The sequence below is a fragment of the Candidatus Chryseobacterium colombiense genome (assembly GCA_029203185.1).
Lineage (GTDB): Bacteria > Bacteroidota > Bacteroidia > Flavobacteriales > Weeksellaceae > Chryseobacterium > Chryseobacterium colombiense.
On the sequence record CP119310.1, the window covers coordinates 2565107 to 2590735 of the forward strand.

General features: G+C 34.1%; 29 protein-coding genes. 13 read left to right on the forward strand and 16 right to left on the reverse strand.

Going from position 1 to position 25629, the window contains the following annotated elements:
- Positions 1–66 precede the first annotated feature (66 nt).
- Positions 67–744, forward strand: a complete 678-nt coding sequence (trmB, locus tag P0Y62_11410; GenBank protein WEK68467.1) for a tRNA (guanosine(46)-N7)-methyltransferase TrmB — start codon at positions 67–69, stop codon at positions 742–744.
- An 85-nt stretch (positions 745–829) separates the two neighbouring features.
- Positions 830–1273, forward strand: coding sequence for a competence protein ComL (locus P0Y62_11415; GenBank protein ID WEK68468.1), 444 nt, complete (start codon positions 830–832; stop codon positions 1271–1273).
- Between the two features lie 73 nt (positions 1274–1346).
- Here P0Y62_11415 and rpsB read toward each other — a convergent pair whose 3' ends face one another.
- The 3 genes from rpsB to rplM all read right to left on the reverse strand — a co-directional run bounded on the left by rpsB (position 1347) and on the right by rplM (position 3166).
- Complete coding sequence (gene rpsB / locus P0Y62_11420; GenBank protein ID WEK68469.1) at positions 1347–2108, reverse strand: 30S ribosomal protein S2; 762 nt, start codon at positions 2106–2108, stop codon at positions 1347–1349.
- A gap of 208 nt (positions 2109–2316) precedes the next feature.
- Complete coding sequence (rpsI, locus tag P0Y62_11425) at positions 2317–2703, reverse strand: 30S ribosomal protein S9 (protein ID WEK68470.1); 387 nt, start codon at positions 2701–2703, stop codon at positions 2317–2319.
- A 7-nt stretch (positions 2704–2710) separates the two neighbouring features.
- Positions 2711–3166: a 50S ribosomal protein L13 gene (gene rplM, locus P0Y62_11430; protein WEK68471.1), complete on the reverse strand. Its 456-nt coding sequence runs from the start codon at positions 3164–3166 to the stop codon at positions 2711–2713.
- Positions 3167–3503: 337 nt separating this feature from the next.
- Between rplM and P0Y62_11435 the strand changes: the two genes are divergently transcribed.
- A complete protein-coding gene (locus P0Y62_11435) occupies positions 3504–4628 on the forward strand; it encodes a DUF3667 domain-containing protein (GenBank protein WEK68472.1) in 1125 nt (374 codons plus the stop codon).
- Here P0Y62_11435 and P0Y62_11440 read toward each other — a convergent pair.
- Positions 4625–4957, reverse strand: a complete 333-nt coding sequence (locus P0Y62_11440; GenBank protein ID WEK68473.1) for a hypothetical protein — start codon at positions 4955–4957, stop codon at positions 4625–4627. The genes P0Y62_11435 and P0Y62_11440 overlap by 4 nt on opposite strands.
- A 208-nt stretch (positions 4958–5165) precedes the next feature.
- Between P0Y62_11440 and P0Y62_11445 the strand changes: the two genes are divergently transcribed.
- The 4 genes from P0Y62_11445 (at position 5166) to P0Y62_11460 (ending at position 11578) form a co-directional block, all read left to right on the forward strand.
- Positions 5166–8513 (forward strand): methylmalonyl-CoA mutase family protein, encoded by a 3348-nt coding sequence (locus P0Y62_11445; GenBank protein ID WEK68474.1) that lies wholly within the window; start codon positions 5166–5168, stop codon positions 8511–8513.
- A 141-nt stretch (positions 8514–8654) separates the two neighbouring features.
- Positions 8655–9695: a hypothetical protein gene (locus tag P0Y62_11450; GenBank protein ID WEK68475.1), complete on the forward strand. Its 1041-nt coding sequence runs from the start codon at positions 8655–8657 to the stop codon at positions 9693–9695.
- 154 nt (positions 9696–9849) lie between these two features.
- Positions 9850–10698, forward strand: coding sequence for a hypothetical protein (locus P0Y62_11455; GenBank protein WEK68476.1), 849 nt, complete (start codon positions 9850–9852; stop codon positions 10696–10698).
- Between the two features lie 169 nt (positions 10699–10867).
- Positions 10868–11578 (forward strand): diphthine--ammonia ligase, encoded by a 711-nt coding sequence (locus P0Y62_11460; protein WEK68477.1) that lies wholly within the window; start codon positions 10868–10870, stop codon positions 11576–11578.
- A gap of 47 nt (positions 11579–11625) precedes the next feature.
- Here P0Y62_11460 and P0Y62_11465 read toward each other — a convergent pair whose 3' ends face one another.
- The 4 genes from P0Y62_11465 to P0Y62_11480 are packed head-to-tail and all read right to left on the reverse strand — an operon-like array spanning position 11626 to position 13974.
- Positions 11626–12339 (reverse strand): hypothetical protein, encoded by a 714-nt coding sequence (locus P0Y62_11465; protein WEK68478.1) that lies wholly within the window; start codon positions 12337–12339, stop codon positions 11626–11628.
- On the reverse strand, positions 12336–12953 hold the full coding sequence (locus P0Y62_11470; GenBank protein ID WEK68479.1) for a hypothetical protein: 618 nt from the start codon (positions 12951–12953) through the stop codon (positions 12336–12338). The genes P0Y62_11465 and P0Y62_11470 overlap by 4 nt, the downstream gene beginning before the upstream one ends.
- Positions 12950–13654, reverse strand: coding sequence for a hypothetical protein (locus tag P0Y62_11475; protein WEK68480.1), 705 nt, complete (start codon positions 13652–13654; stop codon positions 12950–12952). Before P0Y62_11475 ends, P0Y62_11470 begins: the two co-directional genes overlap by 4 nt.
- A complete protein-coding gene (locus tag P0Y62_11480; GenBank protein WEK68481.1) occupies positions 13651–13974 on the reverse strand; it encodes a PadR family transcriptional regulator in 324 nt (107 codons plus the stop codon). Before P0Y62_11480 ends, P0Y62_11475 begins: the two co-directional genes overlap by 4 nt.
- Positions 13975–14063: 89 nt before the next feature.
- On the opposite strand from P0Y62_11480, the gene P0Y62_11485 reads away from it, so the two are divergent.
- Positions 14064–14591 (forward strand): 2'-5' RNA ligase family protein, encoded by a 528-nt coding sequence (locus P0Y62_11485; GenBank protein ID WEK68482.1) that lies wholly within the window; start codon positions 14064–14066, stop codon positions 14589–14591.
- A 51-nt stretch (positions 14592–14642) separates the two neighbouring features.
- Positions 14643–15197, forward strand: a complete 555-nt coding sequence (gene ruvC / locus P0Y62_11490) for a crossover junction endodeoxyribonuclease RuvC (protein ID WEK71801.1) — start codon at positions 14643–14645, stop codon at positions 15195–15197.
- A gap of 3 nt (positions 15198–15200) precedes the next feature.
- Here ruvC and P0Y62_11495 read toward each other — a convergent pair whose 3' ends face one another.
- A complete protein-coding gene (locus P0Y62_11495; GenBank protein WEK68483.1) occupies positions 15201–15611 on the reverse strand; it encodes a hypothetical protein in 411 nt (136 codons plus the stop codon).
- Between the two features lie 248 nt (positions 15612–15859).
- Between P0Y62_11495 and P0Y62_11500 the strand changes: the two genes are divergently transcribed.
- Positions 15860–16930, forward strand: coding sequence for a DUF4407 domain-containing protein (locus P0Y62_11500; protein ID WEK68484.1), 1071 nt, complete (start codon positions 15860–15862; stop codon positions 16928–16930).
- Between the two features lie 186 nt (positions 16931–17116).
- Here the strand turns inward: P0Y62_11500 and guaB are convergent, their stop codons facing one another.
- From guaB to P0Y62_11535, 7 genes are all read right to left on the reverse strand, one after another.
- Positions 17117–18577: an IMP dehydrogenase gene (guaB, locus tag P0Y62_11505; protein WEK68485.1), complete on the reverse strand. Its 1461-nt coding sequence runs from the start codon at positions 18575–18577 to the stop codon at positions 17117–17119.
- Positions 18578–18734: 157 nt separating this feature from the next.
- The gene (locus P0Y62_11510) at positions 18735–19241 is read right to left on the reverse strand and encodes a DUF4252 domain-containing protein (GenBank protein WEK68486.1); all 507 of its coding nucleotides are present in this window, start codon (positions 19239–19241) and stop codon (positions 18735–18737) included.
- Positions 19242–19259: 18 nt separating this feature from the next.
- Positions 19260–20528, reverse strand: coding sequence for a DUF4252 domain-containing protein (locus P0Y62_11515; GenBank protein ID WEK68487.1), 1269 nt, complete (start codon positions 20526–20528; stop codon positions 19260–19262).
- Positions 20529–20587: 59 nt separating this feature from the next.
- Positions 20588–21262: a hypothetical protein gene (locus P0Y62_11520; GenBank protein ID WEK68488.1), complete on the reverse strand. Its 675-nt coding sequence runs from the start codon at positions 21260–21262 to the stop codon at positions 20588–20590.
- Positions 21237–21746 carry a sigma-70 family RNA polymerase sigma factor gene (locus P0Y62_11525; GenBank protein ID WEK68489.1) on the reverse strand — a complete coding sequence of 170 codons (510 nt, stop codon included), beginning with the start codon at positions 21744–21746 and terminating at the stop codon, positions 21237–21239. Before P0Y62_11525 ends, P0Y62_11520 begins: the two co-directional genes overlap by 26 nt.
- 99 nt (positions 21747–21845) lie before the next feature.
- A complete protein-coding gene (locus P0Y62_11530; protein WEK68490.1) occupies positions 21846–23006 on the reverse strand; it encodes a GlmU family protein in 1161 nt (386 codons plus the stop codon).
- 173 nt (positions 23007–23179) lie between these two features.
- On the reverse strand, positions 23180–23431 hold the full coding sequence (locus P0Y62_11535) for a type B 50S ribosomal protein L31 (GenBank protein ID WEK68491.1): 252 nt from the start codon (positions 23429–23431) through the stop codon (positions 23180–23182).
- A 182-nt stretch (positions 23432–23613) separates the two neighbouring features.
- Here P0Y62_11535 and P0Y62_11540 point away from each other — a divergent pair, with 182 nt between their 5' ends.
- The 3 genes from P0Y62_11540 to P0Y62_11550 are packed head-to-tail and all read left to right on the forward strand — an operon-like array spanning position 23614 to position 25595.
- Positions 23614–25026: a hypothetical protein gene (locus tag P0Y62_11540; GenBank protein WEK68492.1), complete on the forward strand. Its 1413-nt coding sequence runs from the start codon at positions 23614–23616 to the stop codon at positions 25024–25026.
- Positions 25027–25053: 27 nt separating this feature from the next.
- Positions 25054–25269: a hypothetical protein gene (locus tag P0Y62_11545; protein WEK68493.1), complete on the forward strand. Its 216-nt coding sequence runs from the start codon at positions 25054–25056 to the stop codon at positions 25267–25269.
- Positions 25269–25595 carry a nucleotide pyrophosphohydrolase gene (locus tag P0Y62_11550; protein ID WEK68494.1) on the forward strand — a complete coding sequence of 109 codons (327 nt, stop codon included), beginning with the start codon at positions 25269–25271 and terminating at the stop codon, positions 25593–25595. The genes P0Y62_11545 and P0Y62_11550 overlap by 1 nt, the downstream gene beginning before the upstream one ends.
- Positions 25596–25629 lie beyond the last annotated feature (34 nt).

Below are 25629 nucleotides of genomic sequence, written 5' to 3' on the forward strand. Positions count from 1 at the left end.
CTCAAAACGATTATAAAAATCAAAAAATAGGTATTTTTTCATTACTTTTGTCCGATTTTATATAGTATGGGCAAAAACAAACTTGCGAGATTCGCAGAAAATAAAATATTACCAAATGTAGTTCAGCCAACAAGAGAAGAAGCACTGAATGGTTTTGAACTAAAAGGAAACTGGAGAAAAGATTTCTTCAAAAATGAAAATCCTATTGTTTTAGAACTAGGTTGCGGAAAAGGAGAATATTCTGTAGGTCTTGCCAAAACATTTCCTGAAAAAAACTTTATCGGAATAGATATTAAAGGGGCTAGATTTTGGTTTGGAGCCAAAGAAGCTGTTGACAATAATATGCATAACGTAGCATTTTTAAGAAGCCAGATCGAACTGGTGGACTGTTTCTTTGCAGAAAATGAAGTCGATGAAATCTGGATTACTTTCCCAGACCCTCAAATAAAATACAGACGTACCAAGCATAGATTAACTCACCCGGATTTTCTAGACAGGTATAAAAAATTTTTAAAACCTGGTGGAATAATTCATTTAAAAACAGATTCGGAGTTCTTACATGGCTATACTTTAGGTTATCTTCAGGGAGCTGGATATGAAATCATAAGCGCCCATCATGATATTTACAGTGCTCTTGAATATGATCCGGGAACACCTCATTTAAGAGACATCAGAACGTATTATGAAGAGTTATTTTCTGCAAAAGGGAAAACAATTACATACATAAAGTTCAGAATAAACTAATATAAAAGGTAAGATTTTCTTACCTTTTTTCGTTTCTATATTTTACATATAAAAAACACCTCATCTATCTTTTAAATCTAATTGCATGAAAAGAAAAATAATTTTAGTAATATCTGTATCTCTGCTTTTAATTAGCTGTAGCACAACTTACCATACAGAGACATCAGCTGCTTCTAAAAGTCCTCAACCTAGAAGCACTGCTCCTTCAATATCCCAAACCGAACAGGAATATAATACCTTAATAAAAACCTACAAACCGGAAACTGCGGATGTATTAACCGATCTATTCAATGATAGCTCAAACAGCCCCAAAACATCCATTACGGTTACCAATAAGTCTCGCTGTAATATGGTATTGACAATCACCGGAAAGAATTACTCAAAAAAGATTCCTATCGGTGCCGGTAAAATCGGATATGCTATGGTTCTTAAAAATCAAAATTATAATTTGTCCGGGATGGTTTGTAATTCGGTTTATAAAAAGACTCAGTTTATTTCATCTTCTTACAGCATTACGCTTTCTAATTAACCGAATTTATAAAATAAAAAATCCGTTAAGTGAATTCTTAACGGATTTTTATATTTTAAAGATAAATCTTTAATTATTCAGCATCGAAATCAGCATCTTTATCAGCAGATACTACTTCTCCTTCTTCTTTAGATTTTTCTTTATCAGCTTTTCTTTGAGACTGACCGTCTTTGATAGATTCTGAAACAATGCTCAAGATCATATCGATAGACTTAGAAGCATCATCGTTTCCTGGGATAACGAAGTCAACTTTTCTTGGGTCAGAGTTTGTATCAACAATACCGAAAACTGGAATACCTAATTTCTTAGCTTCAGTTACAGCGATGTGTTCTCTCAAGATATCTACAACGAAGATTGCAGAAGGAAGACGAACCATGTCAGAGATAGAACCTAAGTTTTTCTCTAAGTTAGCTCTTTGTCTGTCTACTTGTAATCTTTCTTTTTTAGATAAAGTTTCGAACGTACCATCCTTTTTCATTTTGTCGATAGCGTTCATTTTCTTTACAGCCTTTCTGATAGTAACAAAGTTTGTTAACATACCTCCTGGCCATCTTTCTGTAATATAAGGCATATTAAGTTCAGAAGCGTGCTTTGCAACTACTTCTTTCGCTTGCTTCTTAGTCGCTACGAAAAGAACTTTTTTACCTGCAGAAGTTAATTTTTCTAAAGCGTTACAAGCCTCATCCAATTTAACTGCTGTTTTATGTAAGTCTACAATGTGAATACCGTTTTTCTCCATAAAAATGTATGGAGCCATATTTGGATTCCACTTTCTAGTCATGTGACCGAAGTGTACACCAGCCTCTAGAAGGTCTTTTACATTTGCTTTTGCCATGTTTTCTGTTTTTGTTAGTTTACTTTCCGTTTTTTAAACAATCAACAACTTCTTTAGATGGGAGAAGCGTTTGGATGCTAAACGTAACGGGCAATTGGCGTTCTGCTTTTTGCTTGTGGCAATTGGCTTTGCGCCGAGATTAAGTTTAAAAAAAAATTTAATACATTTCTGTAACCAATAGCTATAAGCCATTCGCCAACGAGAAATCTTAACGTTTTGAGAATTGGAATCTCTTTCTTGCTTTTTTCTGACCTGGCTTCTTTCTTTCCACCATTCTTGCGTCTCTTGTAAGTAAACCAGCTGGTTTCAAAGCTAATCTGAATTCAGCATTGATTTCGCATAAAGCTCTTGAAATACCTAATCTGATAGCTTCTGCCTGACCTGTATTACCACCACCGAAAACATTTACGGTAACGTCATACTGACCAACAGTTTCAGAAAGGATGAACGGTTGGTTCAATTTGTAAACCATCACGTCTGTAGAGAAATAAGTTGCAGCATCTTTACCGTTTACTGTAATAACACCAGTTCCTGGCTTTACATAAACTCTAGCTACAGAAGTTTTTCTTCTTCCGATTTTGTGAACTATAGACATAAATTAATTATTTAAATTCGTTAACATTAATTGTTTTAGGCTGTTGAGCTTCATGTTTGTGCTCAGTTCCTTCATATAAGTAAAGGTTCTTCAATAAAGCAGCTCCCAATCTGTTTTTAGGCAACATACCTTTTACAGATTTTTCCAATACTTTTAAAGAATCTTTCTTCTGAAGTTCAGCCGCAGTCATAGACTTCTGTCCTCCAGGGTAACCTGTATGCCAGATATAAGTCTTATCGTTCCACTTGTTTCCAGAAAGAGTAACTTTCCCAGCGTTCAAAACGATTACGTTATCACCACAATCTACGTGAGGTGTGTAGTTCGTTTTGTGCTTACCTCTCAAAATCTTTGCAACCGTAGAAGCTAGTCTTCCCAACGGTTGTCCTTCAGCGTCTACCACAACCCATTCTTTATTAGCAGTAGCTTTGTTCGCTGAAACAGTTTTGTAACTTAATGTATTCACACGTTTTAGTTAAAGATTAAACATAATTTTCCCCTAAAAGGGTGTGCAAAGGTACAAATTATTTTCGGATTGCAAAAACATATTTCATTTAATCTATTGATGTAGGATTGTGCCTCTGCTATTCAATAGACTTATTCAATAATCTCGAATAAGAAATAAACGTTGTTTTTTAATCAATATGAATATTGTATACATTTCAAAAAACAAACAATCATTTTAAAATCATTTATTTTTAAACCCTATTTATTAATTTTATTTAAACATTCATCCAGAATATTATCAATATGATTATTTTATATTCATAATTAATTATATTTGTGCTAAACACTAAAAAACTATGAGCCACGGCAAAACCCGAGATGATAAAACTTGCCTTAACTGCGGACATACCGTTGAAGAAAGATACTGCCCGCATTGCGGACAGGAAAATATAGAACCTAAACAACCATTTCATTATCTTTTCACCCATTTCATTGAGGATTTCACCCACTATGACGGAGAGTTTTGGAAAACAATAAAATATTTATTACTCAAACCGGGAAAACTAACCAGAGAATACCTTGCAGGAAGGCGACAGATGTATGTTGCTCCGGTAAAGCTATACATTTTCATAAGTTTTATTACTTTTTTTCTTCCCCCTCTCATTTCAAGTTCTGAAGAAGAATCAACCGGGCCTGAGAAAAAATCACAAATTGCCAAAGAAATTGAAAAAGAAAAAGCCAAAGATGAAAAAATTGCCCAAATCACAGACAATTTAAAACAAAACCTATCTAAAGAACAGCTGAATAAAGACTCATTAGAATCCAAACAGGCTGTTAAAGATATAAAGGTAACAGAAGTCAACGGAAATGACATTGATACAGACGCTTTAGGAGAAACTAAAGACGGAAAAATAAGTGTTCTCGGAGCAACAAGCATGAAGCAGTTTGACTCACTTCATTCAAAAAACAAAAAAAATCATGCGATCTATGTTTTCATGAAGCCTTTCGCAAAAAAGATCTTTCATATGCAAGAACAGGGTCTGAAGAGAGATCTTATTTTTGCTAAATTCAAGGAAACTATGATTCATACGCTTCCGAAAGCATTATTCATTTACCTCCCTGTTTTCGCCTTCTTCATCTGGATCTTTCATAATAAAAAGAAATGGTGGTATTTTGACCATGGAATTTTTACCCTTCACTATTTCTCATTCCTATTATTAGGAACCCTTATCTTAATATTTCTTGATAGAATTACAGATCTTTTACCAGATTATATTCCTTTAAATTTATTAATTATACTTATTAATATTGCAGCTGTCATTTATATGTTCATCTATTTCTTTATAGCTCACCACAGAGTCTACGAAAGTTCCCGAACGATGAGTATCTTCAAAGGCATATTTTTATTTATGATCAATTTTATCGGAATAATCTTTATGGGACTATTATTAATGTATGCAAGTTTTATAATGATGCATTAATCACGAAGTGATTTGCTGGCTCTGAAACTTGCAATTAAATAGTAAGCAACGAATACGGTAGAAAATTTAAGGATAGACGGAATAGCCAATGCAAGATTGAACAATAGAGCTCCCATTATAACAAGAACTGCCATTGCTAAAAAAGACACCCCTAATTTTTGAGGCAGTGTAAAATTGGGAGTATCCAGATAATAAGCAATTCCCCAGGCAATCCCGAAAGCTAAGGCATAATAGATATCAAGACCAAGATTTTCTGAGCTGTAAAAGAAATAATTGATTAAAAAACTCAAAACAGTTCCCAACGCGAAATATAACAATGCCTTTTTCATACCTTATATAATATGATGCAAAAGTAGAGAAATTAATTTGAGAATTTTAAATCAAATATTGCTTTATTTCTAAACGAATGTTTGTTCCACTGGGGAATATTTTGTCAACAAAACAACAATAACCTTTTAAATAACAACAACTTAAACTAAAACAAGCAGTTGCTATTTTATTATTATATTTGGGAATTCAGAAATTTTCTAGTTTTTTATGGAAACCCAAAAATATACTCCAAAAAATAAAGTAAGAATCGTAACAGCTGCATCGTTATTCGATGGTCATGATGCTGCGATCAATATCATGCGCCGTGTCATTCAGGGAACAGGATGTGAAGTCATCCACCTTGGACACGACAAATCTGCAGAGGAAGTTGTCAATACAGCTATTCAGGAAGATGCTAATGCGATTGCCCTAACTTCTTATCAAGGTGGTCACAACGAATATTTTAAATACATTTATGACCTTTTAAGAGAAAAAAACTCTCCGCAAATCAAAATTTTTGGCGGCGGCGGTGGTGTAATTCTGCCTGAAGAAATCGAAGATATCATGTCTTACGGAATCGACAGAATTTATTCTCCGGACGATGGTCGTGAGCTTGGGTTACAGGGAATGATCGACGATTTGGTGAAAAGATCAGATTTCGCAACAGGAAAAGATGTTACAGCAAACGATTTAGATACCATCAGTTTTGAAAATTCTACAAGCATTGCAAAAATCATCTCAGCGGTTGAAAACTTTTCCGAAGAAAAACCTGAACTGGTTGCAGCTATCGATGAAAAATCAAAAGATTTAAATATCCCGATTATAGGGATCACAGGTACAGGTGGAGCCGGAAAATCTTCATTAACAGACGAATTAGTGAGACGTTTCCTACGTTCCAATACCGATAAAAAAATTGCCATCATCTCCATCGACCCTTCGAAAAAGAAAACAGGAGGCGCACTTTTGGGAGACAGAATCCGTATGAATGCGATCAATGATCCGAGAGTTTATATGCGTTCGATGGCGACGAGAGAAAACAATGTTTCTGTTTCTCCGTTCATTCATTCTGCTTTGAATGTATTGAAATTGGCTCATCCAGATGTTATCATCCTTGAAACTTCAGGTATCGGACAATCCGGTTCGGAAGTTTCTGATTTTGCCGATGTTTCCATGTATGTAATGACTCCTGAATATGGAGCTTCTACGCAGTTGGAAAAAATCGACATGTTGGATTATGCAGATTTAGTAGCTTTAAATAAATCTGACAAAAGAGGTGCTCTTGATGCGCTTCAAGCCGTAAGAAAACAATTCCAGAGAAACCATTTGTTATGGGAACAGCCATTGGATGAAATGCCGGTTTATGCCACAAAAGCATCTCAGTTCAACGACCACGGAACAACTGAATTGTACAACAGATTGGTTTCTAAAGTAAACGATAAATTTGCTGATTTAAATCTACAAGGATTTGTTGAACAGGAAATTACAGACGAAGTAACGATTATTCCTCCGAAAAGAGTTCGCTACCTTTCTGAAATTGTAGAAAACAATAGAATTTATGATGCAAATATTGAAAAACAAGCAGAGCTTGCGAGAAAAATGTATCATATTGATGGCGTTAAGAACATCATCTCCAACGAAGCTTTAGACGCTGAATATCAAAAAGCTGAAAAGGAACTTCAACAGGAAAACATTGACTTCCTGAAAACTTGGGATGATACAAAAAAAGCTTTCCATGCAGAGTTTTATTCCTATTTCGTAAGAGGAAAAGAAATTAAGGTGGAAACCTCAACAGAGTCTTTGTCCCATTTAAGAATTCCAAAAATTGCTTTACCAAAGTATACCGATTGGGGTGATTTGATCAAATGGAAAGGTCAGGAAAACCTTCCGGGAGGATTTCCTTTTACAGCAGGAATTTATCCTTTCAAAAGAACCGGAGAAGATCCAACGAGAATGTTCGCCGGAGAAGGAGGTCCTGAAAGAACCAACAGAAGATTCCACTATGTTTCTGCGGAAATGCCAGCAAAACGTTTGTCTACGGCTTTCGACTCAGTAACATTATACGGACAGGATCCAGCTTTACCACCGGATATTTACGGTAAAATCGGAAATGCCGGAGTATCTATTGCAACATTAGATGATGCTAAAAAACTATATTCAGGCTTTGATCTGGTGAATGCATTGACCTCAGTTTCAATGACCATCAACGGACCTGCACCAATGTTGTTGGCCTTCTTTATGAATGCAGCGATTGATCAAAATGTTGAAAAATATATTGCAGAAAATAATCTTGAAGCCAAGGTTGAGGCTAAGCTTAAAGAAAAATTCGATGACAAAGGTTTAGCAAGACCAAAATATAACGGTGAATTGCCACCTTCCAATAATGGCTTAGGTTTAAAGCTATTAGGAATTACAGGTGACGAAATTATTCCTGCTGATGTGTATGCTGAAATTAAAGCGAAAACGATAGCAACTGTTCGTGGTACCGTTCAGGCAGATATTTTAAAAGAAGATCAGGCTCAGAATACGTGTATTTTCTCAACTGAATTTGCTCTAAGATTGATGGGTGACGTTCAGGAATATTTCATCAAAGAAAAAGTGAGGAACTTCTACTCTGTTTCTATTTCCGGATATCACATTGCGGAAGCAGGTGCAAATCCGGTTTCTCAGTTGGCATTTACATTGGCAAACGGTTTCACATATGTGGAATATTATTTGTCAAGAGGAATGGACATTAATGATTTTGCACCGAACTTATCGTTCTTCTTCTCCAACGGGATCGACCCAGAATATTCAGTGATCGGACGTGTGGCGAGAAGAATCTGGGCAAAAGCAATGAAATTAAAATACGGAGCTGATGAAAGAAGCCAGATGTTGAAATACCACATTCAAACTTCCGGACGTTCGCTTCACGCTCAGGAAATTGATTTCAACGATATCAGAACGACTTTACAGGCGTTATACGCCATCTATGATAACTGTAATTCTCTTCACACCAATGCTTATGACGAAGCTATTACGACACCAACTGAGCAATCGGTAAGAAGAGCAATGGCAATTCAGTTGATTATCAATAAAGAATTAGGGTTAGCGAAAAATGAAAATCCCCTTCAAGGTTCATTTATCATTGAAGAATTGACAGATTTAGTGGAAGAAGCGGTTTATGCAGAATTCGACAGAATCACGGAAAGAGGCGGCGTTTTGGGTGCAATGGAAACCATGTACCAACGTTCAAAAATCCAGGAAGAATCGATGCATTACGAATGGCTGAAACATACCGGAGAATATCCAATCATCGGGGTAAATACGTTCTTAGGAAAAGATGGTTCACCAACGGTTCGTCCGGGAGAAGTTATCCGTTCAACTGAAGAAGAAAAACAATTCCAGATTGAAATGCTTCACAATTTCCAGAAATCTAATGATGATAAATCTGCGGAAGCTTTGAAAACTTTACAACACGCAGCGATCAATCAGCAAAACTTATTTGAAGTGATGATGGATGCCGTGAAATACTGTTCTCTTGGGCAGATTACGAATGCTTTATTTGAAGTAGGTGGTAAGTACAGAAGAAATATGTAGTCCGTAGCCGGACTGGCAATTTTGAAAACAAACTGTTTTAAAAATTATAAATTAAACCTCAAGGAATTTTCTTTGAGGTTTTTTGTATTTTTATAAACTAATCACCAATTTTATCCGTTACTCCAATACCAAATAATTACTATGAAAATTAATATCAAAAGAACCTCACTTTTAATAACTATAAGTTTATCCTTCCTCTTATCAGCGCAAAAACGGACAGAAAATTTTACAATTGGTCTTCCATCTCAAAAAGTAGATAAAAGCTATTATAAAACCATTACAGTTATTGATAACAGAATCGATACAACTTCCATAGGAATTGTTCAGCAAGGTGCCTTGAACGCAAAAGCAAGAGTTGTTCCTACCTCACCTCTATCCAGCCAGTTTCAGAGTGTACTGAATAGTGTAAATGGTGAAAATACAGAAAACGGAAGTCTGGTTTTATATCTTAAACAATTGTATTTTGCTGAAGTTTCTAAAGCATTTACAGAGTTTGGCTATTGTTATTTTCAAGGTTTCCTGTTTGCTAAAAATGAAAATGGAACCTATTCCCTACTCGAAAAAACAGATACAGTTGTAGATCATAAAGACTCGGACGTTACAAAAGACATCTTAAGAAAAGGCAGCGAAATGCTTGGTCAATTTATTGCTAAAAATGTATCCAGAAAACCTGAGACAAACGAGCAATATACTTTTGATCAGATTAAAAAATTCGATGATATTGATAAACAATCTATCAGTCTGTTTAATTCATCTCAACTAAAAGATGGTGTTTATAAAGATTATGCTTCCTTAAAAAATCAGCAACCTCAACAGGAAATCACCAATGCAAAATTTTATGGAAATATGCCAAAGATTGTAAGAATCTACGAAATTGCTGACGGAAAAGAAAAAGAGATCAAAAAAGATGACATCTATGCCATAGTTTATAAAGGTGAACCTTACATTTATCTTCCTATTGAAAATCTTTTTACCAAAGCAGAAAAAAGAGACAACGATTATTATTTCGTAGGAAAATTAAGATCAGGAGGGCCCAATATGGGCAATGTAAGTATTGGATTGTTTTTCGGAGCAGTGGGAGTTTTACTTGCCTCCAATCCCGCATATCCTTTCGAACAGAAAATAGACTACATCAACGGAGCTTTTATTCCTATTAAAGAAATTCAATCTAAAAAATATTAGCACAAAACTGCTTCAATAATTACAAATCAAAACCTCAAGGAATTTTCTTTGAGGTTTTATTTTTTAATTATCTTTATAAAAAACTTTTCTAACTTTTTCAGTTTTTTCAGCATCTATTAAATTTATAGAGGGTTCAAATTAAAATCGGTTGCATATGAAAGAAAATTATGAAATTCAAATAGGATATAAATGTCCGCTTAAATTGTCTAATAATTCCGATTTTATTGACGGTAAAAGATTTTGTGAACTTTGTAATAAGAATGTGTATGATTTAAGAAATCTTTCAGATCAGGAAATTCATGCATTAACGATAGGAAAAGAAAGTATTTGCGGAAGAATTCAAGTTGATAGAGTTTCAAATCTTACTACAAATAATCAAGGATTTTTCAGAAAATTAATGACAAGCTTTGCCTTGTTTGCTTTTATTGGCAGTGTATTTTCCCAAAAAAAAGAAAAGGATACACTACAAACAAGAGAAATAGACGGCTTTACATTAGTTGCATTGAGATCTGATAATAATGACAATGAATATTATTCTCCTAAAAGTCGATTGATCGGAGGGTTCAAAGTTGGAGAAAAATATATTAAAAATACTAAAATTTTAAAATTAAATCAAAGTTCAATTACAGAAGGAAGTATTGATTATATGGGCGAAATCTCTTTTTCCATTGATGAATATTTGGTAAAAAAAGAAAACATTATATTAATACCAACCACAGAGCCTAATACTTATCGATATAAAATCATCAAAAAAGAACAATTTGAAGATCTTATTTACCAAAACATTGACGAAAATAATATCATAAAGGCTGAACTTCCTGAAAAAGATTCAAGTCATAATATATATTTTATTGATGGAGAAAAAGTTGACTATGATGAATTTTCAGAAACAGTAAATGCAAATTCCAGAGATTTCTCTTACTTCCTTTTAAATCCTGAATTAGCAAGTATTTGGTTAGAAGAAAAAAACAAAAAATACTTATACATTGCTTACAGTAAATAATTTTAAATAAAATTTCAATCTAAAATATATTTGATATATCCTTTAAAATTTTGGAGGATTTTTTATGTTTGAGCCCTATTAAATAAAAAACAGAAAGCTCGAAAAGCAAATATTACGAACTGAAATAATAAACAGAATCTCCCTATTTTTGGGAAATTTTTATTTTATCATGAAACCCAAAGCCATCTTCAACTGGAGCAGTGGAAAAGACTCTGCTCTCGCATTATATAAAACGTTAAAAGAGGAACAATTTGAAGTCACATCCCTGCTAACAAGTATCAATAAAGAATTTCAAAGGATCTCCATGCACGGCGTTCATGTTTCTTTGTTAGAAAAACAGGCTGAAAGTTTAGGTTTTCCTTTAATTAAAATGGAAATTCCAAAAGAGCCGACTATGGAAGAATATCGTGAGATCATGGCTAAAACTATGAGTAAGGTAAAAGTTCAGGGAATAACTCACTCTATTTTCGGGGATATTTTTCTGGAAGATTTAAGAAAATACCGCGAAGATCAGTTACAGTCTATTGGCATGACAGGTGTTTTCCCATTATGGAAAATCAACACAAACTATCTCATTCATGAATTTTTAGATCTAGGTTTTAAAACCATCGTGACTTGTGTCAATGAAACGTATTTAGATAAAAGTTTTGCAGGAAGAATTATTGATAAGGATTTCATTAAAGATCTACCCGAAAATGTTGATCCTTGCGGAGAAAACGGAGAGTTTCATACTTTTACTTTTGATGGACCTATTTTTAAAACCGCAATTGATTTTAAAATTGGGGAAACTGTTAAGAAAACATATCCGAAACCCCAAACTGATGACAATAAGGAAACAGGAGAATATGTTTTTTGGTTTTGCGATTTGATCTTACAATAAACCTAACCTGAATAAAAAATTGTTGTTCACCTGCTCACCTTTGTTTTCTATCCCATTGCAATGACCGATAATTTTTTCAACGTTTTTTTATGCTCAAAGAAATTAAGGATTCCAAAAATCACGACTATTTGCGCCAAAAAAGGAAGAATCAAAGTAACCAAACCATATAAAAGGGTTCCCGGTTGATCTGTTTTAAGTAATAAATACGCATATTTCCCCTCTTTAGCAAAAATCTGGGCCATAGTCGTCGTACTCACAACCATAATTCCTATATTCTGCTGATAGATGGAATAGAACGATCTTCCTTTATATTTAAAATCTCTTTTAACGTATTTTCTGATTTTATAATTAAATGCCCAAACCAAAGCAGGAGCCAATAAAAACAATAAGTTCTGACCTCTGAAAAAGTCGGTATACAATTCCTGACTGTTCGATAAATAAATTAGCAAAAGATTGACTGCTAGAGAAATCAATGCATAAAAAAATGATCTTTTTAAAATCTTATTATATTTAGCCTTAACCATCTTCTTCACAATCACAGGAATCTGTTCTGAATAAAATACTGAATAGGTAGTCATTTTAAACTCGCTCTCCCACAATTTCTGAGTTTTCAGAAATGCTTCATCAAAACTTAAGCCCTCATTCTTCTGAATATCCAGGACTTGTGAAGCCATATGATCTTCCACTTCCAATAAAATATCCAGCGGAAGTTTTTGAAAGATAAGATAATCCCTAATGAGATCCAGTTGTTCTTTTTTCATGAGAATAAAACATTGATTTTTTTAGTTCTGAAATATAAAAGCTGAATTTGCACCATTGCAGCATAAATCATAATAATCTGATTTGCCACCGGTTTCCAAAATTCAAAAGTCCCGGAAAAATAGCTTCCAAGAGGAAAAATTAAAACTCCAATTATTATGTTCCGTAATAATAACGGGTGAAAGCTTAGGTTCCGGTATTCTGTGAAGCTCATTTTTTTCCAGATAAAATTATACATCAGAATAAGAATTAAAAATAGCAAAACTCCCATTTCTAAGTAAAAAAACAGAAGTTCCGAAATCAACCCAACCATTCCTAAAGCCACCGAAACGCCCAATGATATATAAATAATTTTTCTAAATCTCGTCTGAAGTATATTTTTTTCAATTCTTGCTATTTTTCTAAACGAAAAAGTGTCGGCTTTTACCATTTCAAGTTCAGACTTCCAATCCCATTTAACCCGAATAAAGGCCTCCTGAAAGTTGATGCTATTTTTAAGCATTAACTCTGAAACTTGCATCACAAAATGATCATACACCTCAACAAATAATGTCAAGCTGAGATTTTTAGAAGCTAAATATTTTTTTATTTCTATAAAATTTTCTTGAGTTATCATATGTTCAGGTTAAAAGTTGAAAGATAGGGTTTCATTTTTTTCATGGATTGTATGAATGCGATTTGCAGTAAAAAGCCAAATGAGAAAAACCATAAAAAGCAAGCCAATACAATAAACGACATCAAACCAATTTTTGAATCTGCATTTATAAAATCATAAATATTCACTGCCATTTTTGAAAATGAACTTCCTCCCATCATAATCAAACCGGGAAGAAATGCTATAATATTTGCACTTTGATAAATATTTATCTTCACTGATTTATTTCGAGTAGTGAGGTTGAACCATCTAAGATTACATAAATAATAGATTCCCGGAATTCCTAAAATAATAAAGAAAAGATAGGTCATTATTTCCTTAAAATCCTGTTTTACAGTGAGCTTACTTAGCAGAAAAACTCCTAAAATAATGATGAGAACTAAAATCAGGCTTTTGAAAAGAATCTTATTTATTTTCCTGTTCTTTATCTTTCTCGCAAGCAAGGGGATTTCGTTACCGTTATAATTTTTAGCCGGTTTCAAGTCTTCTTTCCAAATTATTTTAACATCTTCAAAAGCCACATCAAAAGATTTATGTTCTTCAGCCTGTATATTTTCAATCTGGTTTAAGAAATGATCTTCCACTTCTATCAAAATATCTAAAGAAAGCTTTCTTGACAGAAGATAATCACGGACTTCTTTTTTATGTTCAGCTAACATCATATATCAAAAATAGCTTTAAGGTTAAAAAGATAACTTCTCATTTCGTCTTCCTGTGTCGCCTGCTGTTTTTTACCCTTATCTGTAAGCAGATAATATTTACGGTTTCTCCCGTTAATTTCCTGCAATTCGGAAGTAATAATTCCGTCCGCTTCCAATTTATGTAAAAGAGGATATAGTGCACCTTCCGTCATTTCTAATTCACCTTCCGTAAGCTCTTTTGCACGTTGCGTGATTTGATAACCATACATCTTAACTTCTTTTGAAAGGAGTTTAAGAATTATATTCTGGAGCGTTCCTTTATAGAGACTGTTTTTCTTCATCCCAAAGATTTAAATACCTTACAAATCTATGCATAATTTTCTTATGCATGAAAGAAAAATTTAATTTAAATAAAACATACCTTTGAATTATGAAAAAAATGTACTTCATTGCCATTTATCCTCCTCAAAACATTATTGAGGAAATCAATGTCTTTAAAAAAGATCTGGCCATTAATTTTGCCAATTCTAAAGCTCTAAAAAATGAAGCACACATTACTTTATTTCCACCCTTTGACAGAGAAGCTGAACTTGAAAATGACATTCATGAAGCCTTTCAGAAAATCAATACAGATCTTATTCCTTTTGAAGTTGTATTAAATGGTTTTGGAAGTTTTCCTAATCCGAAAAATCTCGTTTTATTTGTACAGCCCGAAGAAAGTGAAAACTTAAAGCAGCTCCAGCTTCTTGTTAAAGAAAAATTCAATTTCAAAAAATATTCTTTCAATCCTCATGTGACTGTTGGATACAGAGATCTCACTTATGATAATTTTCTGAAAGCATGGGAAATTTATCAATATAAAATCTATAAAACTAAATTCTTAGTTGATAAAATTATCTTACTTCGACATGACGGAAAATGGATTCCTATTGCCGAAAAAATGCTTGTGGGAAAATAATTTTTATTCATTTTTCAACTCGCTGAATAAAGCAGTATCTTTGAAGCAATGATTTCAGCAGAGAAAATAATATTAGGAATTGACCCCGGAACAACGGTTATGGGATTTGGATTGATTTCTGTAAATAAGGGAAAGATGGAAATGGTTTCCATTCATGAATTACTTTTGAAGAAATATCCTAATCATGAAACAAAACTTAAATATATTTTTGATAAAACATTGGCCCTTATTGATGAGTTCCATCCTGATGAAGTTGCTTTGGAAGCTCCCTTTTACGGAAAAAATGTTCAAAGTATGCTAAAATTGGGAAGAGCTCAAGGAGTTGCCATGGCCGCAAGTCTTTACAGAAATATTCCTATCACAGAATACTCCCCGAAAAAAATAAAAATGGCTATTACCGGAAACGGAAATGCGAGTAAAGAGCAGGTTGCTGGGATGCTTCAGAATCTTCTGAAATTAAAAGAATTCCCAACAAAATATCTCGATGCTTCTGATGGCTTAGCAGTAGCCGTATGTCATCATTTTAATTCCGGTACTCTTACGGACACCAAGTCTTATACCGGCTGGGAAAGTTTTTTAAAGCAAAATCCAGATCGGTTAAAATAAATACTATTTTGCTTTATACTCAGCAGGAGTAATGGTAAAGTCTGCCGTTGGCTTTCCGTTTTTATCGGAATAGAAATACTGTAAAGTCACATCATTATTTCTGAATTCTTCCATATCTTCAGAAGTTTTTACAGCTTTGACAGCACCTTCTTTAGCCTGACTCTTAAATCTTTCTATTTCTTCAGGCGTTACACTTTCTTTAACATCATCCGTTAATGTATAATTGTATTTAAAAACTTTATTGGGTAATGCCGAAACGCTATCAAGACGAACTCCATCATTAAGCGTCTGAGGAGTAAGTTTGTTCATATTGGTGGCAACTTCCTTAAGTTCCTGATCAATAGTTTTCTCCTTCTTACAAGAAACCAAAACGAACGCGATACACATGAATGAAAGTTTTGCAGCATTTTTCATAACAATTTTTTTGCAGGTTGGTTATTTAAAGATAAGACTATTTTTACAAATGGATTTTTATCTCATTAAAATCTCTCATAAACATCTTCAATTTCTCTAACTTTCCCTTCCAAAATCTCTTTATAAAGAATAAAAATTTGTTTTAATACTCTATTAAATAAGACTACTTTAAGCATACTTGGTAAAACATAATACTATTTTTAACATTGGTATGATTTTTAGTAGTATTTTTGTATAAATTTTCAATTATGAAAAAAACACAACCAATTATAAATCAAACAGATTATAAGATCAACTGGTTTCAGAAATTCCTTATGATCTGTTCAGGAGGAAATATCCATATTCTAAGAAAAATACCAAGTGAATGGAATAAGTTTTCCGGAATTGGAGGAATTGTACTGTTTACAGCTGTCTTTGCAACACTATCCGCAGGTTATGCTATGTTTACGGTTTTTGATAATATCTGGACAGCGATAGGATTCGGTATCTTATGGGGATTAATGATCTTTAACCTGGATCGTTACATTGTATCATCTATAAAAAAAACAGGCACATGGTGGAATCAGATTTTAATGGCAATTCCTCGTCTAGTATTGGCTACCTTTTTAGGTATTATTATCTCTAAACCACTAGAGCTTAAAATTTTTGAAAAAGAAGTCAACAAACAGCTGAATACCATTATTCAAAGAAACAAAAAACAGCTTCAAGGAGAAATGAACGGACGTATTCTTCAACAGAGTGGACCTTTTGAGACCGAGAAAAAACAAATCTCTGAAAAGATTGTCCAATATCAAAAATCTTATGACTCAGCTTCAGTAGAATTAGAAAAGGAAATTCTCGGCACCAAAACAGGCCTAACCAGCGGAAAAGTAGGTTTTGGAAGCAATGCCAAACGCAAGCAGGAGCTCAAGGAACAGAGACGACAAGATTTAGAAAATTATCAAAAACAGGTAGCTCCTAGATTAGAATATCTCGACAATGAAATTTCAAAAGTATATACCAATCTTGAAACGGAAAGAAAATCTACTGAAACTTTCGAGGATAAATTCAATGGTTTTGCGGCAAGGCTTCAGGCATTGGATGAATTAGGAAAAAACTCAGCTATTATCGGTTTGGCAGCCAGTTTTATCATGGGACTTTTTATCTGCCTTGAAATTTCTCCGGTTTTGGTAAAGCTAATTTCTCACATCGGTCCTTATGACCATCTTCTTGAAAAAACTGAAAATGATTTCCGATTGTATGCCAAAGAAAAAATAGAGAAAGGAAATGCCGCAACAGATTTCAGGATCAATGATTTTAAAGACAAACTCGGGGAATAAATCAATATAATTTTGAATCTTAAGTAAACACTTAAAGTTCATGCAGAAATATTTGAAAAGTTCAGAGCTCGATTAAAAGGAGAGTTTTTAAATCTGGTCATTAAAACAAACTTTAAATTTAAAAAAATCAAATAAAAAAACTCACAGAAAAAATCTGTGAGTTTTTTAGTATAATCAATTATTTATTTACAAAGAATAATTCGGAGCTTCCTGCGTAATAATCACATCATGTGGATGAGACTCTTTTAAGCCGCTACCTGTTATCATTACCATTTTAGTGTCTTTTTGTAAAGCTTCAACATCTTTTGCTCCACAATATCCCATTCCTGCTCTCAGACCTCCCGTCAATTGGAAAATAACATCTTCCAATTTTCCTTTACTCGGAACTCTTCCTTCAATTCCTTCAGGAACGAATTTTTTAGCTTCACTCTGGAAATATCTTTCTTTACCTCCTCTCTTCATTGCGGAAAGACTTCCCATTCCCTGATATGTTTTGAATTTTCTACCCTGGAAAATGATTTCTTCACCCGGCGCTTCATCAGTACCAGCTAATAAAGATCCTAACATTACCGCTCCTGCTCCACTTGCAATTGCCTTTACGATATCTCCTGAAAGTTTAATTCCTCCGTCAGCAATTACGGCAACATTTTTAGTTTTAGCATATTCATAAACATTATAAATTGCAGATAACTGAGGAACTCCAACTCCCGCAACAACTCTAGTTGTACAGATAGAACCAGGTCCAACACCTACTTTAAGAACGTTTGCCCCGGCTTTGATCAAATCCTCAGCAGCTTCAGCTGTTACAATATTTCCTCCAACGATATCCAAATCTGGATATGCTTTTCTGATTTCTGAAATTTTATCTAACACTCCTTTTGAATGACCGTGTGCAGAATCTATTCCGATAATATCCACTCCGGCCTGAACTAAAGCAGCAATTCTATCTAAAGTATCCTCTCCTACACCAACTCCTGCTCCAACGATTAAACGGCCATTCTGATCTTTGTTTGCATTCGGATATTCCAATTGATTGTCGATATCTTTAATTGTGATCAATCCAACCAATTTATTTTCACTATCTACAATAGGAAGTTTTTCAACTCTGTTTTTAAGAAGAATTTCTTTGGCTTTCTCCAGGTTTGTATTTTTATCGGAAGTGATCAGATTATTTTTCGTCATAATCTCTTCAACCTTCATATCAAGGTTTTCCTGATATTTTACATCTCTGTTAGTAATAATACCGATTAATGTATTTTCAGCATCTACTACAGGAAGACCTGAGATTTTATATTTAGCCATTGTTTCTTTAGCCTGCGCCAAAGTATGATCTTTTGAAAGGGTAACAGGATCAGAAATCATCCCGTTTTCAGAACGTTTCACTCTGTTTACTTGTGCAGCCTGTTCCGCAATCGTCATATTTTTGTGAATGAAACCCAAACCTCCCACTCTCGCCAATGCAATTGCCAAATCGGCCTCTGTAACGGTATCCATTGCAGCAGAAACGATAGGAACATTAAGCGTAATTTTGTCGGTAAGTCTTGATTTTAAAGAAACCTGATTAGGTAAAACTTCTGAATAAGAAGGGACTAGAAGCACGTCATCGAAAGTGATGGCTGTCTCTACAATTTTGTTATGAATAGACATCTTTACTTTCTTGCAAAATTAAGACATTTTAGCGAGATACGAAAATCGATTTTAATAGTTTCCATAAAATTTAATAATCAATAACTTAAATCAAAAAAACCGTTCCTTTTAGAACGGTCTGATTGTACAAAATAATAAGTATATGAATATGAAGTGTCTACTTATCCGTAGCTGAAGCAATCATTTTAGAAATATCATCTACCGTAAAGCTTCCTCTAACATCCACAAAAACCAATTCTTTATCGGAGTTCACCGTGATGAGCATATTTTTAATAACATCATCTTTTTGTTTTACACGAATGTTCACATTATCTCCATCATGTTTTATAGTCGCCCAGTCTTCGTAGTTATTGTTATTTAAGTAATTCGTAAAATCTTTCAACATAGCCCTGTCTCCGTTTTCTACGGTCAGTACTTTTATCTTGGAAACTTTTTTGACCAGTTTAATAATTTCATCATTATCTTTTCCGTCTTCTCTCAATGCTTTTTTAATCATTGGCTTTGCCAGAAACATGGGCACATTAATGCTTGTAAATCTCGCTCCTTTAAAATCATTTCCAGAATCTGAAAAGTAAATCATATTTCCTTTTCCGGGAGAAACGATACAAGACTGCATCAGGAGAATCGTACCAACAGTCAGAAAAATGTTCTTTAATACTTTCATGGTGATTGGTTTTTACTATTAGTTAATCTGCTTTAAAGCTCCGCCGGAGTTTTTACTTATATCGGATGTGATTTCCGGATTACCTTTATATTTAATGATACCTCCTGAAGATGCTTTTGCTTTTAATTTATCGGTAACATTTATAGAAAGATTAGATCCTGATGAAGATTCGGCATCTACCGTATTGGCTTTAAAATTTTCTGCCTTACAAAGTGCACCGCTACTCATATCGAAGCTTGCCATTCCCGTTTGTCCCTCAACCGTTGTATTCGAACCGCTTGATCCTTTGAAAGTAAAGTTTTTAGAATTGATATCAATTTTAATATCTGACCCGGAAGTTGCTTCTACCGTTGTATTATTTGAAATCATAAACTTACCTTTCACCACAGAGCCGGAAGACGCATCAATTACCATATTATTTTCTTTCACACCATTAACTGTTGTAAAGGTTGATCCCGAAGAAGTTTTGATATTATCCATCCTTGGAGAAGAAACATTCACGCTGATGTTTTTAAATTTCAGATTTTTCTGCCCTTTATTATCAACATAAACTCTTAAGACTCCATTTTCAACTTTAGTAACGATGTACTGAAGCTTGTCTGCATCTGCGATTACCTTAATATTCGTAGGACTTTCCTGTTTGAAAACTACATTTACACCGGTACTTACCTGGATTCCTGAGAATTCGCCAACATTTCTGGCTTCTCCATTTAAATAGGAAGAAGTAATGTCTGAAGTAATATTGTTTCGGGTATTGGTAACAGGATTGATTTTCGTCTCCGTCGAGCTGACAAGTTTATTAATATCACTCATAGACAATTTGCCATCCAGTTTTACCAGAATACTTTCTTCGCCACCACTGTCGATGCTCAACAGCAAATCATCCAAAATTCCGTTCTTTTCTTCTGCAGAAAGGAATTTTATTTTAGCACCCTTGCTGTTCATTGTCATGATCTCACTATAATTCAGATTGCTTAAATAAGACGAAATATCTTTGCTGATCTGATCCAGCTTCTGACCTTTTACAGAATTTCCATCCTGAGGTTTTTCCGCAATAAATACTTTCAAACCTGTAATTTTTGATAATAAAGGCTTGATCTGGTCAAGTTCCGCATCACCAAGATCCAGATTATTCAGCATCCCAAACATCGGTTTTGCGATTTTTATAGAAGTCACTCCTTCCACTTCCTGATATTTATCAAAAAGCTGGTCGAGTTTATCCTTTTGCCCATACACATTGAAAAAATGTGAGAAGGCCAGTGCGAATACTATGATTATTTTTTTCATGAGTCAATTTTATTTTCTGTCGATTAGAGCCTGATCAGGAGCATAATCTTTAAGGTTAATTAATAATCGTCATTAACGACTTTTGGTTGTACCAGTTTTTCACTGACGTTATTTGCAAATATTTGGAATGAATACTTAGTCACATTAATAGCTTCTTCCACATTTTCAATTCTTTTTCCGTTGACAATGACATAAGAATCTTTATAGCCTGTAGAATCTGAAGCTTTTTTATAAGAGGAATTGTAAACATATTTCAGTTTTCTTTCTTTTTTCAGCCTTCCTCTTTTAGGTAAAATTTCATCTAAAACATCTTTCTCTGCCAATGTATTCCCCTGAAAAACAGAATCCCGTTTAACTCCTGAAATAGAATCATTTGGATGATTCACTGCAACCTGAGACTGATGATCATTATTTTCTTCGATGAAATTGTTTTTTTGCTGTTTGATCTGGCTTTCCACCAAATGAGCCTGATTTTGTATTCCTGAATGTTGATATTGATTAAAAACAAAACCAATACCTACAAGCAAAGCAACACTTGCAGCCATCCAGAACCATTTTGGAAAAGCAGGCTTGTTTTTTCCGATCGGGATAACCGGAGTTTCTTCACTCCCTTTTTCCTCAACATCTTTTCCTTCTGCTTTTTTCAGGAAATCTTCAAAATCCCAATTCATTTTTTCTTCCTTTATATTGTGGAAGATTTCGTCGTATTTATTTTGAAATTTGTCGTTGTTCATAGCTCATCAGTTGTGAGATTTGTTCTTTTACTTTTTGTCTAGCCCGCATCAGGTTTACCCTTACTGCGTTTTCTTCCATTTCCATCATTTCAGCAATTTCTGAAACTTCATATTCTTCTACATCTTTTAAATGGATAACCATCTTTTGTTTTTCCGGAAGCTGGTTAATATACCCGATAATCTGCTCTTTCAGATTATTCACTTCCATACTGTAAAGCTCCGAGCGGTGAAGCTGCATATCTGCAAATCCCAACTTCACATCGTGGTGCTTCAGTCGGTTCAGGCATTCGTTCCGGACGGCTTTCAACGCATAGGATTTTAAATTCCCGAATTGTCCCAACTCTTCCTTCTTCTGCCAAAACCTGATCATTAAATCCTGCACCACATCTTCCGCTTCATCACTGCTCATGACGAACCTTTTCGCAAAGCGATACATCTCATCTTTGAGAATGAACACCGTATCCTTAAAGGTCTCTTGGGTCATAAGTTTTGTTTCTATAAGTAAGACAATTAAAAATGAAATCTTATTACATCAAAAACAAAAAACTTCAAAAAAATTTTGAAGTTTTTTTTATACATCACATTAATAGGTATCAAAAATATGTTTAAAAATAGCCTTATCCTCATCCGTCAAAGGTATTTTTCTTCTTGCCATTGCTTTTTCTGCCACTTCGTAGGCTTTGTCTAATTTAAATCTTTCATCACCCTTAAAACCTCCCCATGAAAAATTATCGATCAAATTCGGCGGAAAACCTTCCTTGAAAATGTTAGAAGCCACTCCAATCACAGTTCCTGTATTTAACTGCGTGTTGATTGCTGTTTTAGAATGATCTCCCATAATTAACCCTGCAAACTGCAATCCTGTATCTTCGAAAGCTTTGGTTCTGTAATTCCAAAGTTTTACGTGACCGTAGTTATTTTTAAGGTTCGAAGAATTGGTATCTGCTCCCAGATTGCACCATTCTCCGATTACAGAGTTTCCTACAAAACCATCATGACCTTTATTAGAATATCCAAAAATGATAATATTGCTCACTTCACCTCCTACCTTAGAATGAGGACCGATAGTTGTTGCCCCGTAAATTTTTGCTCCCAGATTAAATTTCGATTCTTCACAAAGTGCAATCGGACCACGAAGATTACAACCTTCCATGACTTCAGCATTTTTTCCGATGTAGATTTTCCCTGTTTTTGTATTTAAAGTAGAAAACTCAACTTCTGCTCCTTCTTCTATGAACAAATCTTTTTTATCGCCCAAAAATCCATTGGTATAGGAAAGTTCTTGCGAAGCTCTCCCTTTGGTAAGGAGATCAAAATCAAAATCAATGGCTTTATTATTATAGGTAAAAAGGTCGGTAGGCTTTTTAAAGAAAATAAGCTCTTCTTTTATATCCGTCATTTTCTCAATTTGATGAAGAGAAAAATCTTTCATATTGATTTTAGCTGCGATCAATTCATCTTCATATACTAAAGCTTCTCCTTGTTTCAATTCTTTGATCTGCTGAATTACAGTTTCAGTTGGCAAAAAATTGGTAACCAGGAAAAGGCTTTCTTTTTTTTCCGGCTCTCTGAATTTTTGTTGAAGATAAACCTCCGTAAAATAAGAGATCTCTGTGTTCTCTAAAATTTTCTGCCATCTTTCAGAAAAAGTAAGAATCCCGCATCGCATTTCTGCAATAGGACGTGTAAAGGTAAGCGGAAGAAAGTCTTCCCAATATTGCGCATCTGAAAATACTAATTGCATTTCTATAGAAGTTAGAAGTTAGAGGCTAGAAGTTAGAGGATGAAAACCGGAAACTCAAATATTTTATTTAAGGTAACTTTTAATTCAGCTTCTCATTTCTAGTTCCAACAAAATTACAAATAAAAAAGTCTTCCGGAAACCGAAAGACTTTTAAATATTGTGATAGCAAAAAATTACTTAGCGAATTTTTTGTATTTGTTCATGAACTTATCAACTCTACCTGCAGTGTCAACTAGTTTAGTTTTTCCTGTGTAGAAAGGGTGAGAAGTTGAAGAGATTTCCATTTTGATTAGAGGGTACTCTTGTCCTTCGTACTCGATAGTATCTTTAGTTTCTGCAGTAGACTTGCAAAGAAACACTTCGTCGTTACTCATATCTTTGAAAACAACAAGTCTATAATTTTCTGGGTGGATTCCGTTTTTCATAATACAATTTTTAAAAAATTAAAGTTTTGCTTTCGAAATAGTAATGGTATTTCTCTGCTAAATTTTAGGTTGCAAAAATACAATATTTTTTATAATATACAAATACTCCTTCAATAATTTTTCAGGAATAAGAAATTCAAAGTATTTTCGTTACATTTGAAGTTTAATAAACTTTAATTTCAATGAAATTCAAATTATTACTTGCTTTTTCTTTTTGGGCGCTTCTTCTGGCGGTATCTTGTAATAAAGACGACATTACATTTGATGACCCTACACAGCCTTTAAGCTTCTCCAGAGATACCGTATTCTGTGATACCGTATATCATCAGGTACGTTCAGAAACTTATGTGGTAAAAGTATATAATAATGAAAATAAAGATGTCATTATTCCAAGAATCAATCTGGAAAAAGGAGCTTCTTCTTTATATAGAATCAATGTAGACGGGAAAGCAGGATATGATTTCAAGGAGGTTCCTTTGAGAAAAAAGGACAGTCTTTATATTTTTGTAGAAATTGCCCCGGAAGCAACAGGTCCGGAAGCGATTGCCGAGGATAGAGTCCTTTTCACAAGTTCAGCAGGGCAACAACACGTGACTTTATTTTCTGTGGTACAGGATGCTGAATTTTTCATTAAAACGCCTACCAATCCCAACGTAATTGACGTCAATACTACCTGGAGTAATAACAAAGCTAAAATTATCTATGGTGATCTGACTATTAATCCAGGTATAAAACTTAACATACAACCCGGAACAAAAGTATATTTCCATTCCAACAGCGGAATGAAGGTTTCTGATGCAGCCACTTTAAATATAAACGGAGCATTAAATAATGAGGTTATTTTAAGAGGAGATAGAAATGATACCTATTATGATACAATTCCTAACAACTGGAACTCTATCAGGATGGAAACCAATTCCATTCTCAATATGACTTATGCAAGATTATTTGGTGGAAAGAGAGGTTTAGATATGAAAAAAGCGACTGCTACCATCAATAATGCATTTATTCATACTTTTCAGGGATATGGAATTTATGCGGTAGGCTCTACCGTTAATGCCTCCAATCTTGTCATGAATAACTGCGGGGAATCTTGTATCGGAATTTTCAGAGGCGGTTATCATACTTACACACACGCTACTATTGCCAATTACTCTAAAACATTAGGTTCATTTACAAGAAGTGGAATATTTGCAGCCAATGAGTGGAAAAACGATGTAACGGGCCAAACGGAACAAGGGGCTTTACAACTGCTCAGCATTCGAAACAGTATCGTATATTCAGATAAAGACAATGCTGTTTTCTTTGAACAAACACCGGGACAGCAGTTTGAATTTTTAATACAAAACTCTTTACTCAAATACTCCGGAACTTCTCAGGCAGGATTTCCGTTTGACAACAATGTAAATGTTGTTCAGAGTATTAAAAATGATGATCCTCAATTCATCAATTATTTTACAGCAAAACAAAATCTAAGAGTAAAGTCTACCTCTCCTGCAAGAAATAAAGGAAATCTTTCTGTTGCAGCAAGTGTTCCTAACGATATTGTAAATGTCAGCAGAACTGTTTCTCCTACTCTTGGAGCCTATCAATAAATCTTATAAACATAATCAAAGCTAAGAATGGAATTTAATTTTATTGAGAAATTACCTTTTTTATTAGCCCTTTTAATTGTAATCGCCTGTTATCTGGCGATAAGGAGCTTCTTTAAAAAAATTGGCAACTATACTGAAAATTCAGGAAAATCGGCAGATTACTTAGAAGAAATAAAAGAAGAACTCAAAGTATTAAACAGTAAAATCAGTTCTTTGGAAGAACAGCTTAACAATAAGTCATAATGGAAATTACAAGTCTGCAGCATCAGGTTGATGAATGGATAAAAACAATTGGTGTCCGTTATTTCAATGAACTTACCAACATGGCAATGCTGACGGAAGAGGTAGGTGAAGTAGCAAGAATCATTGCCAGAAGATATGGAGAGCAAAGCGAGAAGGAAAGTGATAAAAGCAAAGATCTCGGTGAAGAATTGGCGGACGTGCTATTTGTAACGTTATGTTTGGCTAATCAGACAGGGGTAAACTTGCAGGAAGCTTTTGATAAGAAAATGAAAATAAAAACTGATCGCGATAAAGACCGTCATCAGAATAATGAAAAACTGAAATAGTTATAGAAATGAGTTATGAATTAATTTAAACTCA

What these genes read in the sequence shown, in the direction of transcription:
- P0Y62_11415 (WEK68468.1), top strand. Translation starts at nt 830, where the DNA reads ATGAAAAGAAAAATAATTTTAGTAATATCTGTATCTCTGCTTTTAATT.
- P0Y62_11485 (WEK68482.1), top strand. Translation starts at nt 14,064, where the DNA reads ATGAAAAAAATGTACTTCATTGCCATTTATCCTCCTCAAAACATTATT.
- P0Y62_11440 (WEK68473.1), bottom strand. Translation starts at nt 4,957, where the DNA reads ATGAAAAAGGCATTGTTATATTTCGCGTTGGGAACTGTTTTGAGTTTT.
- P0Y62_11550 (WEK68494.1), top strand. Translation starts at nt 25,269, where the DNA reads ATGGAAATTACAAGTCTGCAGCATCAGGTTGATGAATGGATAAAAACA.
- P0Y62_11470 (WEK68479.1), bottom strand. Translation starts at nt 12,953, where the DNA reads ATGATAACTCAAGAAAATTTTATAGAAATAAAAAAATATTTAGCTTCT.
- P0Y62_11520 (WEK68488.1), bottom strand. Translation starts at nt 21,262, where the DNA reads ATGAACAACGACAAATTTCAAAATAAATACGACGAAATCTTCCACAAT.
- P0Y62_11465 (WEK68478.1), bottom strand. Translation starts at nt 12,339, where the DNA reads ATGAAAAAAGAACAACTGGATCTCATTAGGGATTATCTTATCTTTCAA.
- P0Y62_11545 (WEK68493.1), top strand. Translation starts at nt 25,054, where the DNA reads ATGGAATTTAATTTTATTGAGAAATTACCTTTTTTATTAGCCCTTTTA.
- P0Y62_11480 (WEK68481.1), bottom strand. Translation starts at nt 13,974, where the DNA reads ATGAAGAAAAACAGTCTCTATAAAGGAACGCTCCAGAATATAATTCTT.
- P0Y62_11540 (WEK68492.1), top strand. Translation starts at nt 23,614, where the DNA reads ATGAAATTCAAATTATTACTTGCTTTTTCTTTTTGGGCGCTTCTTCTG.
- P0Y62_11535 (WEK68491.1), bottom strand. Translation starts at nt 23,431, where the DNA reads ATGAAAAACGGAATCCACCCAGAAAATTATAGACTTGTTGTTTTCAAA.
- P0Y62_11435 (WEK68472.1), top strand. Translation starts at nt 3,504, where the DNA reads ATGAGCCACGGCAAAACCCGAGATGATAAAACTTGCCTTAACTGCGGA.
- P0Y62_11510 (WEK68486.1), bottom strand. Translation starts at nt 19,241, where the DNA reads ATGAAAGTATTAAAGAACATTTTTCTGACTGTTGGTACGATTCTCCTG.
- guaB (WEK68485.1), bottom strand. Translation starts at nt 18,577, where the DNA reads ATGTCTATTCATAACAAAATTGTAGAGACAGCCATCACTTTCGATGAC.
- P0Y62_11530 (WEK68490.1), bottom strand. Translation starts at nt 23,006, where the DNA reads ATGCAATTAGTATTTTCAGATGCGCAATATTGGGAAGACTTTCTTCCG.
- P0Y62_11500 (WEK68484.1), top strand. Translation starts at nt 15,860, where the DNA reads ATGAAAAAAACACAACCAATTATAAATCAAACAGATTATAAGATCAAC.
- P0Y62_11445 (WEK68474.1), top strand. Translation starts at nt 5,166, where the DNA reads ATGGAAACCCAAAAATATACTCCAAAAAATAAAGTAAGAATCGTAACA.
- rpsI (WEK68470.1), bottom strand. Translation starts at nt 2,703, where the DNA reads ATGTCTATAGTTCACAAAATCGGAAGAAGAAAAACTTCTGTAGCTAGA.
- P0Y62_11450 (WEK68475.1), top strand. Translation starts at nt 8,655, where the DNA reads ATGAAAATTAATATCAAAAGAACCTCACTTTTAATAACTATAAGTTTA.
- P0Y62_11460 (WEK68477.1), top strand. Translation starts at nt 10,868, where the DNA reads ATGAAACCCAAAGCCATCTTCAACTGGAGCAGTGGAAAAGACTCTGCT.
- rpsB (WEK68469.1), bottom strand. Translation starts at nt 2,108, where the DNA reads ATGGCAAAAGCAAATGTAAAAGACCTTCTAGAGGCTGGTGTACACTTC.
- P0Y62_11515 (WEK68487.1), bottom strand. Translation starts at nt 20,528, where the DNA reads ATGAAAAAAATAATCATAGTATTCGCACTGGCCTTCTCACATTTTTTC.
- P0Y62_11455 (WEK68476.1), top strand. Translation starts at nt 9,850, where the DNA reads ATGAAAGAAAATTATGAAATTCAAATAGGATATAAATGTCCGCTTAAA.
- P0Y62_11525 (WEK68489.1), bottom strand. Translation starts at nt 21,746, where the DNA reads ATGACCCAAGAGACCTTTAAGGATACGGTGTTCATTCTCAAAGATGAG.
- P0Y62_11475 (WEK68480.1), bottom strand. Translation starts at nt 13,654, where the DNA reads ATGATGTTAGCTGAACATAAAAAAGAAGTCCGTGATTATCTTCTGTCA.
- trmB (WEK68467.1), top strand. Translation starts at nt 67, where the DNA reads ATGGGCAAAAACAAACTTGCGAGATTCGCAGAAAATAAAATATTACCA.
- P0Y62_11495 (WEK68483.1), bottom strand. Translation starts at nt 15,611, where the DNA reads ATGAAAAATGCTGCAAAACTTTCATTCATGTGTATCGCGTTCGTTTTG.